This is a genomic window from Bradyrhizobium oligotrophicum, assembly GCF_051168495.1.
Taxonomy (GTDB): Bacteria; Pseudomonadota; Alphaproteobacteria; order Rhizobiales; family Xanthobacteraceae; genus Bradyrhizobium; species Bradyrhizobium oligotrophicum_A.
The window spans coordinates 356084-368771 of sequence record NZ_JBNPVB010000002.1; the positions used below are offsets into that span (position 1 = coordinate 356084).

Annotated in this window: 11 protein-coding genes; 3 read left to right on the top strand and 8 right to left on the bottom strand. The window is 66.1% G+C overall.

Annotated elements, in window-relative coordinates:
- Window positions 1-19 precede the first annotated feature (19 nt).
- Together ACQR1B_RS05190 and ACQR1B_RS05195 are read right to left on the bottom strand one after the other, a co-directional pair.
- On the bottom strand, window positions 20-1093 hold the full coding sequence (locus tag ACQR1B_RS05190) for a hypothetical protein (RefSeq protein ID WP_434834353.1): 1074 nt from the start codon (window positions 1091-1093) through the stop codon (window positions 20-22).
- 413 nt (window positions 1094-1506) lie between these two features.
- Window positions 1507-2502: an Hsp33 family molecular chaperone gene (locus ACQR1B_RS05195; RefSeq protein WP_434834352.1), complete on the bottom strand. Its 996-nt coding sequence runs from the start codon at window positions 2500-2502 to the stop codon at window positions 1507-1509.
- 116 nt (window positions 2503-2618) lie between these two features.
- Here ACQR1B_RS05195 and ACQR1B_RS05200 point away from each other — a divergent pair, with 116 nt between their 5' ends.
- Entirely contained in the window at window positions 2619-3005 is a 387-nt protein-coding gene (locus ACQR1B_RS05200) for an endonuclease domain-containing protein (protein WP_434834441.1), read from the top strand.
- Between the two features lie 639 nt (window positions 3006-3644).
- On the opposite strand, the gene argF is transcribed toward ACQR1B_RS05200, so the two are convergent.
- Window positions 3645-4571 carry an ornithine carbamoyltransferase gene (gene argF, locus ACQR1B_RS05205; RefSeq protein ID WP_434834440.1) on the bottom strand — a complete coding sequence of 309 codons (927 nt, stop codon included), beginning with the start codon at window positions 4569-4571 and terminating at the stop codon, window positions 3645-3647.
- 8 nt (window positions 4572-4579) lie between these two features.
- Window positions 4580-5791 carry an aspartate aminotransferase family protein gene (locus ACQR1B_RS05210; protein ID WP_434834351.1) on the bottom strand — a complete coding sequence of 404 codons (1212 nt, stop codon included), beginning with the start codon at window positions 5789-5791 and terminating at the stop codon, window positions 4580-4582.
- 474 nt (window positions 5792-6265) lie between these two features.
- Between ACQR1B_RS05210 and ACQR1B_RS05215 the strand changes: the two genes are divergently transcribed.
- Window positions 6266-6781, top strand: coding sequence for a GcrA family cell cycle regulator (locus ACQR1B_RS05215; protein WP_434834350.1), 516 nt, complete (start codon window positions 6266-6268; stop codon window positions 6779-6781).
- 122 nt (window positions 6782-6903) lie between these two features.
- Here ACQR1B_RS05215 and ACQR1B_RS05220 read toward each other — a convergent pair whose 3' ends face one another.
- From ACQR1B_RS05220 to ACQR1B_RS05235, 4 genes are all read right to left on the bottom strand, one after another.
- Complete coding sequence (locus ACQR1B_RS05220) at window positions 6904-8211, bottom strand: ATP-binding protein (protein WP_434834349.1); 1308 nt, start codon at window positions 8209-8211, stop codon at window positions 6904-6906.
- A 28-nt stretch (window positions 8212-8239) separates the two neighbouring features.
- A complete protein-coding gene (locus ACQR1B_RS05225) occupies window positions 8240-9295 on the bottom strand; it encodes a lysylphosphatidylglycerol synthase domain-containing protein (protein WP_434834348.1) in 1056 nt (351 codons plus the stop codon).
- Window positions 9296-9738: 443 nt separating this feature from the next.
- Window positions 9739-10044, bottom strand: a complete 306-nt coding sequence (locus ACQR1B_RS05230) for a hypothetical protein (RefSeq protein ID WP_434834347.1) — start codon at window positions 10042-10044, stop codon at window positions 9739-9741.
- 5 nt (window positions 10045-10049) lie between these two features.
- A complete protein-coding gene (locus ACQR1B_RS05235) occupies window positions 10050-11444 on the bottom strand; it encodes an OmpA family protein (protein ID WP_434834346.1) in 1395 nt (464 codons plus the stop codon).
- 164 nt (window positions 11445-11608) lie between these two features.
- On the opposite strand from ACQR1B_RS05235, the gene ACQR1B_RS05240 reads away from it, so the two are divergent.
- Window positions 11609-12667 carry a polysaccharide deacetylase family protein gene (locus ACQR1B_RS05240; RefSeq protein ID WP_434834345.1) on the top strand — a complete coding sequence of 353 codons (1059 nt, stop codon included), beginning with the start codon at window positions 11609-11611 and terminating at the stop codon, window positions 12665-12667.
- Window positions 12668-12688: the final 21 nt, after the last annotated feature.

Consider the following 12688-nt stretch of genomic DNA (forward strand, 5'->3'; position numbering starts at 1 on the left):
CTTCTCGACGACCGTCGCCTCACAGGCGGTCGCGCAGCTTCTCGATCAGGGAGCGATAGAGCTCTTTGTCCTCCGGCTTGGCAGCCTGCTCCATGCGCTCCATCAGTTCCTTGAGCGTCAATCCGCCGGTCGGAAGCTCGATCTGTTTCGGGACGAAGTTCTCGCGTTGAACGGTTTCGAGCCCGACCTTCGGCAGCAGTGCCGCGGTGACGCGCTCGACGGCGTTGAACAGCAGATCGTTGCTGTAGCCCGCAAGGAAGCCCAGCGCAGCGGCGCTGATCTTGACCGCCTCGCTGTCGTCCGACGGACTGACCAGCAGGACGATCGCCCCGCCGCTGACCATGCCGAGCAGGATCCGGTTGAAATATTCGGGTTGGCGGCGCACGTCGAAGCAGCGCTTCGCAATCATGTCATGTGCGGTGCGCAGCAGGTAGGCGCAGGCGCCGAGCCCACCATACATCCAGGGCACGAGGATCGGTACGTAGTCATTGATCGCCCGGAATCCCAGGACCCACGCGTTCCTGGCGGAGCTCTCGGCACCCGTGGTGATGATTCCGCCGCCGACGACTAAAACGGCAAAGAGGCCCGTGATCGCCCACAGCAGACGCGTAAATCTCTGCGCCGGAGAACCTTGTCTCTTGCCGGTCGAACGCGTGTCGCGCAGGGTTTCGATCGTGATTGGAGCACTGAATTCCGCCAGTGCGTAGTAGGCGAGTTCGAAGCGCGTCCAATCCGACGCCTTGATGTAGACCGCCGCGATCGTCTCCGGGGATGCACCTCGCTCCAGAGCCTGCTGGCGCTCGAACAAGCCGACCTTCCCTGCGGTCACCTTGATCGTCCTGAGGATGTGGGAGGGCAGGCTGCTGTCGTTGCGCTTCGCGCCGTGCTTGACGATGTATTCGGCCAGCTCAAGCGCCTCTTCCACCTCGTTGTGGACCCTGCTGGTGACCAACACATCCGCATCGGGGAGCACCTCGTCCTTTGCCTCGGACGTGAGCTCTGGCGTGCCAGCCGCTGGGACGGGCTCCGCGGCGCCAGCCCCAACAGCGGCGCCATCATCGTCATCATCGTCATCAATTGTGCCTGCGGGCATTGGTTTCCCCCAATACGCAGCGAGCTAGATCAACGGTGCGGCGTCACCGCCGCAAAAATCTTTCAAAAAAAATCCGCGGAACTATGTGATCACGTTTATGCGCGACACGCAACTACAACGTGAGATCAATAACCGACGCGTCCGAGGCCTTGGTTCGCCAAACGGACAGCGATCCTGAGAGTGCGAGCCGGCCGGTCGAACCGAGAGCGGGCGCGGCCGCGGCAGCGGTGGCGCGCTTGCGGCGGGTTCAAGAGACGCCGACCTCGCGTGAATCGAGAACCCGACTTGGTCAGAGCGTAGTGTCGAAGGCGACGGCGCAATCCGGCGACGCAAAAAGATGCCGGATTGCTTCGTTCGCAACGAGGCGCGCAAGGCGCTCGCTCGTCATGGCCCATAGAGAGAGACTGGCCCGCTCAGTTCTCCGTCACGCCGGCTTCGTGCGGGGTGAACTGATAGACCGAGGAGCAGAACTCGCAGGTGACGACGACCTTGTCGTCCTTGACCATGTCGGCGCGATCCTCGGCTGAGAAGCTCTTCAACATGTTGGCGACCGCGTCGCGCGAGCAGGAGCAGCGCGCCTGCAGCGGCACGAGGTCGAACACGCGGACGCCGCGCTCGTGGAACAGGCGGTACAGCAGCCGTTCGCCGGACAGCGCGGGATCGATCAGTTCGACGTCCTCGACGGTCGCGACCAGTGACTGGCCTTCGACCCAGGCCTCGTCCTCCTCGATTGCGTGGATCTCGGTGCCTTCGGGGGCATCGCCGGGATGCAAATCGGCCTGGCGCAGACGCTCGGGCGCCTGCGGCAGGAACTGCGTCAACAGGCCGCCGGCGCGCCAGCGATGCTTGCCGCCGCTCCACTCCTCGCCGACGGCGAGGCGCACCCGCGTGGGGATCTGCTCCGAGCGCAGGAAGTATTCGTGCGCCGCGTCCTCCAGGCTGCCGCCGGTGAGCGCGACGAGACCCTGATAGCGGCTCATGTCGGCGCCTTGGTCGATGGTCATCGCCAGATGGCCCTTGCCGAGCAGGCTGCCGGAATCCTTGGCGTCGCCGAGGCGCGCCTCATCGTAACGCGCATAGGCGCGGAGACGATCGGGCGCCTGGAAGTCGACCACCAGGAACGACACCGGACCGTCGGTCTGGGTCTGCAGGATGAAGCGGCCGTCGAATTTCAGCTGCGAGCCGAGCAGGGTCGTCAGCACGATGGCCTCGCCGAGCAGCTTGCCGACCGGCGCCGGATAGGCGTGCTTGGTGAGAATGTCGTCGAGCGCCGGTCCCATGCGGGTGAGGCGGCCGCGCAGATCGAGCGCCGCGACCTCGAACGGCAGCACGGCGTCGTCGACCGGCACGGCCGAGGGCGCACGGCCGGTGTCGAGATGGATGTCGTTGTCGGGGGAAGAGCCTGTCATGGCGCCTATTTGGGGACGATGCGGGGAAAGTGAAAGGGGTTTGGAACTACCGCATGAGGCGGGCTCCGTATACCCTTCGCGCGGGAGGAGATGACCGCTTCGGGGGGGGTGAATCGATGCCACGAATTCCGCATCATCGACCGGCCGGCAAGCGCATCCGCAGCTTCGCAAAGGCGATGCGCCGAGAGCCAACTGAAGCCGAAGCCGCGATGTGGCGATTGCTGCGCGACCGGCGATTGTCGCAGTTCAAGTTTCGCCGCCAAGTGCCGTTCCGGAGCTACATCCTCGACTTCGTCTGCTTCGAACAGCGGCTGGTCATCGAGATCGATGGCAGCCAGCACGCCGATGCCATGAGTGATCGAACGAGAGACGAGGTTCTTTCCAGCGAGGGGTTTGAGGTCGCGCGATACTGGAACAACGATGTGCTCCAGCAACGAACGGCCGTTCTCGAGGACATTCTCGCGAAGCTCAGCGAGCGGAGGGAGACCCCTCACCCGGTATGATCGAGCTTCGCTCGATCATACCACCCTCTCCCACAAGGGGAGAGGGTGCACCGAGCAAGCCGCGCGATCTCGACGCGAGCCTGCTAAATTGTGGTAGTCCGTCTACGCTGATTGAACGATCAGCTGCTTCACGGTGCCCATGACTGCGCCCTCTCCCCTTGTGGGAGAGGGCTACACAGTCGGCAACTCCAAGCTCCCTCGGGTGAGGGGTTCGTGCCGCAAACTCAGGCCTGCGCCCGGGGCAACCCCTCACCCGGTTTCCATGCTCCCGCATGGAAACCACCCTCTCCCACAAGGGGAGAGGGTGCACCGAGGATGCCGCGCGATGTCGGCTCACATTGAACTCATTTCATCGGCCCATGACGATCGAACGATCAGCCCCATCGCAGCGCTCATGACTGCGCCCTCTCCACTTGTGGGAGAGGGCTACACAGTCGGCAACTCCAAGCTCACTCGGGTGAGGGGTTGGTGCCACAAACTCAAGCCTGAGCCCGGGGCAACCCCTCACCCGGTTTCCATGCTGCGCATGGAAACCACCCTCTCCCACAAGGGGGAAACCACCCTCTCCCACAAGGGGAGAGGGTGCACCGGATGCGTGGCTCAAAGATTATTTAACTACTAGAGCCTGCTGGCGACGATCTACGCCCGCTCACCGAAACACCAGGCCAGGATGCCCTTCTGCGCGTGCAGGCGGTTTTCGGCTTCGTCGAACACGACCGACTGCGGGCCGTCGATGACCTCGTCGGTGACCTCCTCGCCGCGATGGGCGGGCAGGCAGTGCATGAAGATCGCTTCCGGATTGGCGAGCGACATCAGCTTGGAGTTCACCTGATAGGGCTTGAGCAGATTGTGGCGGTGCTCGCCGTCCTTGTCGCCCATCGAGACCCAGGTGTCGGTGACGACGCAGTCGGCGCCGGTCACCGCCGCCTCCGGGTCGTGGCTGAGATGGATGTCGGCCCTGGTGGCGCGGATGAAATCCTTCATCGGCTTGCCCGGCGACAACTGCGGCGGGGTGGCGACGTTGAGGCGGAACTTGAAACGCTCGGCGGCATGCGCCCATGACGCCAGCACGTTGTTGTCGTCGCCGGTCCAGGCCACGGTGCGGCCCTCGATCGGGCCGCGATGCTCCTCGAAGGTCATCACGTCGGCCATCACCTGGCAGGGATGCGAGCGCCGCGTCAGGCCGTTGATGACGGGCACGGTGGCGTGCGCGGCGAGCTCGAGCAGCGCCTCGTGGCTGAGAATGCGGATCATGATCGCATCGACGTAGCGCGACAGCACGCGCGCGGTGTCGGCGATGGTCTCGCCGCGACCGAGCTGCATCTCGGTGCCGGTCAGCATGATCGCCTCGCCGCCGAGCTGGCGCATGCCGACGTCGAACGACACGCGGGTGCGCGTCGACGGCTTGTCGAAGATCATCGCCAGCACCTTGCCGTCGAGCGGCTTCCGGGCCGGCTCGCGCGACTTCAGCGTCTTCTTCATGGCGCTGGACAGCGCCAGCATGTTGCGCAGCTCCTCGACCGGCATCTCGGTGAGATCGAGGAAATGACGCGGCGTGTTGCCCATGGTCTTGCTCATGATGCGGCCGCCTGCTTTCCAGGACCGCCCGACAGCGCCGTGCAGGCGCGATCGAGCATCTCGACCGATTGTTCGATTTCGGATTCATTGACGATCAGCGGCGGCAGGAAACGGACGACGTTGTCGCCGGCGCCGACCGTGAGCAGCTTCTGGTCGCGCAGCGCCGCCACCAGATCGCCCGACGGCACCACCGCCTTGATGCCGATCAAAAGGCCTTCGCCGCGGATCTCGGAAATGACATCAGGATGACGGTCGACCACGGATGCGAGCTTCTGTTTGAGCAGCAGCGACATCCTGCGGACGTGATCGAAGAAGCCGGGCGCCAGCATCACGTCGAGCACGGCATTGGCAGCGGCGACCGCGAGCGGATTGCCGCCGAAGGTCGAGCCGTGCGAGCCGGGTGTCATGCCGGAGGCGGCTTCGGCGGTGGCAAGCACCGCGCCGATCGGGAAGCCGCCGCCGAGCGCCTTGGCCAGCGACATCACGTCAGGGGTGACGCCGAGCCAGCGATGCGCGAACAGATCGCCGGTGCGGCCCATGCCGGTCTGCACCTCGTCGACGACGAGCAGCAGGCCATGGTCGTCACAGAGCTGGCGCAGCGCCTTGTAGAACGACAGCGGCGCGGTGCGCACGCCGCCCTCGCCCTGCACCGGCTCGATCAGGATGCCGGCCGTGTGCGGCCCGATCGCCTTCTTCACGGCCTCGATGTCGCCGAGCGGCACCTGGTCGAAGCCGTCCATCGGCGGGCCGAAGCCCTCGAGATATTTCGCGGATCCGGTCGCGGCGAGCGTCGCCAGCGTGCGGCCGTGGAACGCGCCTTCGAACGTAATGATACGATAACGTTCGGGATGGCCCTTGGACGCCTGATATTTGCGCGTGATCTTGATCGCGCCTTCCATCGCCTCGGCGCCGGAATTGGCGAAGAACACGTAGTCGGCAAAGCTCTGCTCGCACAGCCGTGCGGCGAGCCGTTCGCCGTCCGGGCTCTTGAACAGGTTCGACATGTGCCAGAGCCTGGTGGCCTGCTCCTGCAGCGCCTTGACCAGATGCGGATGCGCATGGCCGAGCGAATTGACGGCGACGCCGGAGGTGAAGTCGAGATAGCGATCGCCATTGGTCGCGATCAGCCACGCGCCCTCGCCGCGCTCGAAGGAAAGATCGACCCGGGCGAATACGGGGAGAAGATGCGTAGCAGCAACACTTGTCATTGCGATCACATGAGCTGACGGGCTGGCCGAGACACGCGCCACGTGGCGCCATCGCGCATCAGGGACCCCACCCTGGAAAACAAAATGTGCCGCCTTTTCAAGGCGGCACGTACAGCTATTGTATGCTGGCGGCGCTCGGAGTCAACTACGCGTCGTCTGCCCTGCGCCAGCGCGGACCCGTGTGATTGCGGACGCATGACACGCGCGAGACACGCCGCGCGGAACCGCGGAATGTGTGGACGGTGTTTGCCGACTCTTGCGCGAGAGTCACGCCATATTGTAGCGTTTTCAACGTCGAGTACGACATCTCGTGCGGCAGTTCTGATCCCTCAGGAGTTTTTGTTCGCGTAAACGTCCGGGTGCCATGTGCGTGCCCGGCGAGGGATAAGGGATTCTGCCGTCAGGGATTTTCTTGAGACAGAGATCGCAGCGCCGTCCCGGAATTGGCCGGCGCACCGCGAAGGGAAGGGTTCGATGACGGTATTGACCTGGTCCGACGATCGCGTCGAGCAGTTGAAGAAACTCTGGGAGGCCGGACTGTCGGCCAGCCAGATCGCCGCGGAACTCGGAAACGTGACGCGCAACGCCGTGATCGGCAAGGTGCACCGGCTGGGCTTGTCCGGCCGTGCCAAGAGCCCGGCGACCGCGGCACCGCGCCAGCGCAAGCCCGCCCGTCCGGCGCAGCCGATGATGCGGGTGACGCGTCCGGTGGCGCGCGGCAACACCGCACTCGCACAGGTTTTCGAAGTCGAAGCGGAGCCCGATCCGGTTGCATTCGACAACGTCGTGCCGATGAATCAGCGGCTGTCGCTGCTGGAGCTCAACGAGGCGACCTGCCACTGGCCGGTCGGCGACCCGTCGAGCCCGGACTTCTTCTTCTGCGGCGGCAAGGCGCTCGCCGGCCTGCCCTATTGCGCGCAGCATTCGCGCGTCGCCTATCAGCCTGCGGCCGACCGCCGCCGCCAGCCGTCGAAGTCGAGCCCGCGCTGATCACTCGGCGATGGCCGGCGATGAGGACGCTTTCGCAGCGCCGCGTGTCCGGCGGCTGCAAGCGTCGACCAACGGCCAGAGATCACGATGGCCCGGCCTGCGCCGGGCCGATTGCGTTCTGATCAGGCGCTGCGCGCGGATCTCGCCTGCGGGAAGCACGCGGTAAAGGCGGCGCCGTTGCGCGGCACGCTCTCGATCAGCAGCCGGCCGCGATGGCGGTTGAGGATGTGCTTCACCAGCGACAGACCGAGCCCGGTGCCGCCCTGTGCGCGACTGTCGCCGACATCGACGCGATAGAAGCGCTCGGTCAGGCGCGGCAGATGCTCGGGCGCAATACCGGGGCCGAAATCGCGCACCTTGACCCGGATCTCCGGCGCGTTGTCGGCGGAGACCGCCTGCTCCAGCGACACGACCACGCGCTCGCCGGAGGCGCCGTATTTCAGCGCGTTCTCGATCAGGTTCTCGAACACGCGCAACAGCTCCTCGCGGTCGCCGGCGATGGTGACGGGGGCGTCCGGCAGGCTGGTCTCGATCACGACCTGGCGCTCGCGCGCCAGCGACTCCAGCCCGTCGGTGACCTGGCGGATGATGGCGACGACGTCGACCATGGTGTGCGGCTGGACATGCGCCGACAATTCCACGCGCGACAGCGACAACAGATCGTCGATCAGCCGCGCCATGCGCGTCGCCTGGGTGTGCATGATGCCGAGGAAGCGCTCGCGCGCCTTGGGATCGTCCTTGGCCGGGCCCTGCAGGGTGTCGATGAAGCCCGACAGCGCGGCGAGCGGCGTGCGCAGCTCGTGGCTGGCATTGGCGACGAAGTCGGCGCGCATCTCCTCGACCCGGCGCAGCGGCGTCAGATCGTGGAAGGTCATCAGCATGCATTTGTCGGTGCCGCCGAACGCCGTCGGCACCGGAACGGGGGTGATGACCAATTCCATCCAGCGGTCGACCGGGACATGGTCGTGGTAGCTGGCGCGGCGGATCTCGGTGGTGGCGATCGCCTCGCGCAATGCGGTGATGATCTCCGGCATGCGCAGCGCGAACTGGGCGAGCTCGCCCTTGCGCAAGGCGGGCGCGAGCTCGGCGGCGGCGGCATTGAGGTGGATAACGCGGCCGGCGCGGTCGAGCAGCACGGCGGGATCCGGAATGCCTTCGACCACGGCGCTGACGGCCGGCGCCTCGACCGGATTGGCGTGGCGCTCCTCCTCCCGCTTGGCAACCGCGCCGTGCAGCCGCCACGGCACCAGGGCTGCGCCGGCGATGCACAGGAAGACCACCAGAGCCCGCAGCGGCAGCAATTCGTCGAGCAGCACCAGCCCGGCCAGCGCGAGCGCCGCGGCGAGCAGGATGATCGCGGAATGGCGCAGCCGGTCCGGCCAGGGGGTGAACATCGAGAGTGGCGTCGCGGAGGGAGCGTCGAGGGCCATCGCGTCCTATTGTTCCCTTGAAGTCGCGTCAGGCACCGGAATCGCTGCGCTTCCTCACATAAGCGGCTTCAGGCGGGGGGCCCGGGTCGAGGCTGAGCGCCGCCTGGCGCAGCCGCTTCGACCTGGCGCTAAGAATAACCTCGCGAAACGTCAGCAGGATTACAGAAATGAGGAACGGCGCCAGATAATACAGAATCCGGAACAGCAGCATGCCGGCCAGCAGCTCCTCGCGGTCCATCTGCCACAGCCCGACCAGCATCGCGGCATCGAACACGCCGAGCCCGCCCGGCGAATGGCTGGCAAAACCGAGCAGGGTCGCCGACACGAAGATCACGGCGACCACGACGAAGCCGAGATTGGGCTCGTCCGGCACCAGCACGTACATCGCGAGCGCGCAGAAACCGAGATCGACGATGCCGATCGCGATCTGCAGCAGGGTCAGCGGGCCGCCCGGCAAGACCACGGTCCACGGCCCGCGGCCGACCACGCGCGGCTTGGTCCAGACCCAGGCGACATAGCCCATCAGACCGACCAGGATGCCGATCGCGGCCATGCGGTTCACCCAGGGCGGCAGCTGGTCGATCGAGGCCGCCGCCTCCGGGTGATAGCAGATGCCGAGACCGAGCACGGCGGCGTTGCCGAGCCAGAAGGTGAGGCCGGCGAGAAAGCAGATCTTGGCGACGTCGATCGCGTTCAGCCCATGAGCCGAATAGATACGGTAGCGCACGGCCCCGCCGGTGAAGACGCTGGCGCCGACATTGTGGCCGATCGAATAGCTGGTGAAGGCGGCCAGCGCATTGATGCGGTAGGGCACGTGGTCGTGTCCGATCGCGCGCACCGCGAACAGGTCGTAGAACGTCAGCGTGAAATAGCCGGCGGCGACGAACAAGGCGGCAAGCGCAATCTGATGCGGCTCCGTGCTCTTGATCGCTTCGAGCACCTCGTAGGTGTCGATCCCGCGCAGCATGTGGTAGAGGACGTAGCAGGCGGCCGCGATGACCGCGATGCTGATCAGCACGCCAAGCTTGTGCAGCACTTGCTTCTCGCGCAGGAACGTGACCGCTCCGCGTATGGCTTCAAGCATCTACACCTCTCACCGTGATCCAATCACGACGGCCGGGGACATGGCGCCCTGGAGGTCGCCTCGTCATGTGCGCATACAACGCCCTCGTAGCGCGTTTCGGCGCATTGGGGAACACGGGGCGTGCGAACAAAAGCGTACACATGGATATACTTAGCAGGCTTCGCAAAAATACGATGCACCGTTTTGCCGCACATGAGGCAAGCAGACGAGGCAGGGGGACATGGGCAGCCGGCGATCCCGTTCAACCTGCGCGCCCCGGGGTTAAACTTCGGTGAGGAGCGGCGCCTCCGGCGGTCCGGGGGCGACAGGATGGGGAGACGCCGGCCTCAACGATAAGCGTCCGCTGCCGCTTTCACAGGCTCGGCCGCTGTCAAACCTTCGTGTCCCGCGACCGCACTGCGGCGAGGGTCCGGCCAGTTCAATGCCGCGGAAGCGAACAGGCGTCAGACCGCGGACCGCCGCCGCATGCTGCGCCTCACCACCAGCGCCCGCAGCCAGGTGCCGATCGCGCAGCCGACGAGATAGGGCACGAACAGGATCAGCAGCAGCTCGAGCCAGTAGCCGGCCCGGCCGGGGATCAGGCTGGCCACGGCCGCCGCCACCAGACCCGCGGCCAGCGCCGCCAGCGACCAGGTCAGCCACCCCGAGACGCCGGGCGCACGGTGAACCACGGCAATCCAGCCCATCGCCAGCCCGATGGCGAACGCGCCGGCCAGCCAGCTCCAGTGGAAGGCAACGAGATAGGCCATGTCCGTCACCTCACCAGGAATTCGATGCGTCGGTTCTGCGCCCGGCCGTCGCTGGTGTCGTTGGAGGCGACCGGCTGGGTGCTGCCGTAGCCGACCGCAGTGAAACGGTCCGCCGGCAGCCCGGCCTTGACCAGATAGTCGACCACGGCCTCGGCTCGCCGTTGCGACAGAACCTGATTGGCCGCAGCATCGCCGTCGGCATCGGTGTGGCCGATGATCTCGACATTGGCACCAGGGCAGCGGAAGGCGATCTCGGCGAGGCGATCGAGCAGCCCGGTGGAATCCCGGTCGAGGTCGCTGCGGCCGGTCTCGAAGCGGATCTTGGCCTTGCCGAGCAGGTCCGAAAACAGCTGCTGGCACACCGTGGGGTCGACCGGCGCCGCCGCCGGCTTGACCGTGATGTCGGCCTTCACCTGCCAGCCCTGCGGGACGTCCTTGGCGAGCCCGGTCCGGATCTGGGCGGCGGCGGCGTCATAGAGGGCATCGCCGGAAATCTTGATGTCGCGGTCGGACACCACCAGCGTGCCGGTCGACAGCCGCGACAAGGCGCCCAGCGCCGGCACCGCCGCGTTCACGAAATTCGCCGGCGCGCCGATGCTGTTCTTGAGATTGTCGACGACCTTCTCGCTGAAGAATTTGCGCGACGACGAGCCGACCACGACGGCATGGATGTTCTCGTCGGGCACGTTGCCGGCGAGCGTCACGGTGACGGCGACCGGATCCTTGTAGGCCTGGAAGATGTAGGGCGGCGCCTTGACCTCGTTGCTGGCGACCTTGAAGCCGTCCGGCAGCTTGCCGAGCGCAACTGCGATCGACTCGCGGCCGCCGAGCTCGCGCGCCATGCCGGTCAGCGTGACGTCGCCGTCGGAGATCGTGAACTTGCCGTCCTTGAGCTTGCCGATCTGGCCGATCAGCAGCAGCGCGGCGTCCTCCAAGCGAGGCGGCGCACCGCGCGCCAGCCCCATCTGGTCGGCAACCTCGACGCCGGGCAGCGCCGCGCGTGTCGCCTCCACCAGCCGGCCCTTGAGCGCCGGCAGCGGCGCATTACCGCCGAGCGTCACCCTGACGACGTCGCGTTCGGCGGACCACACGAACGGCTTGGCCTCGGGCACCAGCCGGGTCTCGTCATTGACGAGACGCACGCCGGCCACCGCATCGACCGCCGCCACCGCGTCGCGGCGTCCCGCCTCGGAAAAGGCATTGGCGCGCAGATAGACGTCGCGGCCGTCGACCGTGATGCTGGTCCTGTCGAGAACGGAGCCCTTGAGTGCGGCCGAACTGCGGCCGGCGAGATCATTTTCGAGCGGAACGGTGCTGGTCCAGGCCGCAAAGCCCCAAAGCACCATCAGCGGGATGACTCCAGGCCACCATTTGCCGCTCCACCTGAAAAGTCCGCGCATTCGTCATCCGTCGCATCGAGGAAGCAGAGAGAAAACAAACCCTTGGGGGCCTGTCAAACCGGAAATGGCGCAGGCGTCCCGATTGGGCCGGCGATCGGACTAAGGTTTTGTTCAACGTTTCGTCGGTAATGTCGTCCGACACTGCACCGGGCCGCGCGTTTCAGATGAGACGATTTCGCAAGACATTCATTCGCGCCGGCCTGGAGGCGCTCTATCTGAGCGGCGCGCATGTCTGGCTGCGACCGATTTTCTCAGGCGTGGGCGCGATCTACACGCTGCATCACGTGCGGCCGCGCCGCGACGCCGATTTCCAGCCCAACGGCCATCTCGAGATCACGCCCGATTTCCTGCGCGAGATGCTGTCGCATCTGCGCGACCTCGACATCGACATCATCACGCTCGACGAGCTGCATCACCGGCTGGTGGAGCGCGACTTCGCCCGCCGCTTCGCCTGCTTCACCTTCGACGACGGCTATCGCGACAACCGCGACTTCGCGCTGCCGGTGCTGCGCGAATTCGACGCGCCCTTCACGATCTACGTCACCAGCGATTTCGCGGCAGGCCGCGGAAGGCTGTGGTGGATCACGCTGGAGCTCGTGGTGGCGAAGGCGCGCGAGATCGAGGTCGCGATCGGCGGCCTCGCATTGCGGCTCGACGCCTCGACGCCGGCGGCCAAATGCGTGACGTTCCAGCGCCTGCACGACTGGCTGCGTTCGCTGCCAGGTGAGCACGACGTCGCGCGCGAGATCAGCGCGCTGTGCGCGCGCCACGGCGTCGACGAGGCGTCGATCTGTCGCAAGCTCTGCATGTCCTGGGATGAGCTGAGGGCGCTGTCCGCCGAGCCGCTCGTCTCGATCGGCGCGCATTCGATCAGCCACTGCAATCTCGCCAAGCAGACCGAAGAGACGGCCCGCATCGAGATCGCCGAAAGCCGAACTCGGATCGAGACCGAATTGCAGCGGCCGGTGCGGCACATGGCCTACCCCTATGGCGACCGCGCTGCCGCGGCGCAGCGCGAATTCGTGCTGGCCGCCGCAAGCGGCTACAAGACCGCCGTCACGACCCGCCCGGGCATGATCTTCGCCGAGAGCGCCGATCATCTCACCGCCTTGTCGCGCGTCTCGCTCAACGGCCACTATCAGGACGCCCGCGTGCTGCCGGTGCTGACCTCCGGCGCCGCGACCGCGATGTGGAACGGTTTCCGCCGCATCGACGCGGCGTGACCCTGGCTTGACGCCCCCGCC

Bases quoted from the DNA above. Each gene is read 5' to 3' on its own strand.
- ACQR1B_RS05190 (WP_434834353.1), bottom strand. From the start codon at position 1,093: ATGCCCGCAGGCACAATTGATGACGATGATGACGATGATGGCGCCGCT.
- ACQR1B_RS05195 (WP_434834352.1), bottom strand. From the start codon at position 2,502: ATGACAGGCTCTTCCCCCGACAACGACATCCATCTCGACACCGGCCGT.
- ACQR1B_RS05200 (WP_434834441.1), top strand. From the start codon at position 2,619: ATGCCACGAATTCCGCATCATCGACCGGCCGGCAAGCGCATCCGCAGC.
- argF (WP_434834440.1), bottom strand. From the start codon at position 4,571: ATGGGCAACACGCCGCGTCATTTCCTCGATCTCACCGAGATGCCGGTC.
- ACQR1B_RS05210 (WP_434834351.1), bottom strand. From the start codon at position 5,791: ATGACAAGTGTTGCTGCTACGCATCTTCTCCCCGTATTCGCCCGGGTC.
- ACQR1B_RS05215 (WP_434834350.1), top strand. From the start codon at position 6,266: ATGACGGTATTGACCTGGTCCGACGATCGCGTCGAGCAGTTGAAGAAA.
- ACQR1B_RS05220 (WP_434834349.1), bottom strand. From the start codon at position 8,211: ATGGCCCTCGACGCTCCCTCCGCGACGCCACTCTCGATGTTCACCCCC.
- ACQR1B_RS05225 (WP_434834348.1), bottom strand. From the start codon at position 9,295: ATGCTTGAAGCCATACGCGGAGCGGTCACGTTCCTGCGCGAGAAGCAA.
- ACQR1B_RS05230 (WP_434834347.1), bottom strand. From the start codon at position 10,044: ATGGCCTATCTCGTTGCCTTCCACTGGAGCTGGCTGGCCGGCGCGTTC.
- ACQR1B_RS05235 (WP_434834346.1), bottom strand. From the start codon at position 11,444: ATGCGCGGACTTTTCAGGTGGAGCGGCAAATGGTGGCCTGGAGTCATC.
- ACQR1B_RS05240 (WP_434834345.1), top strand. From the start codon at position 11,609: ATGAGACGATTTCGCAAGACATTCATTCGCGCCGGCCTGGAGGCGCTC.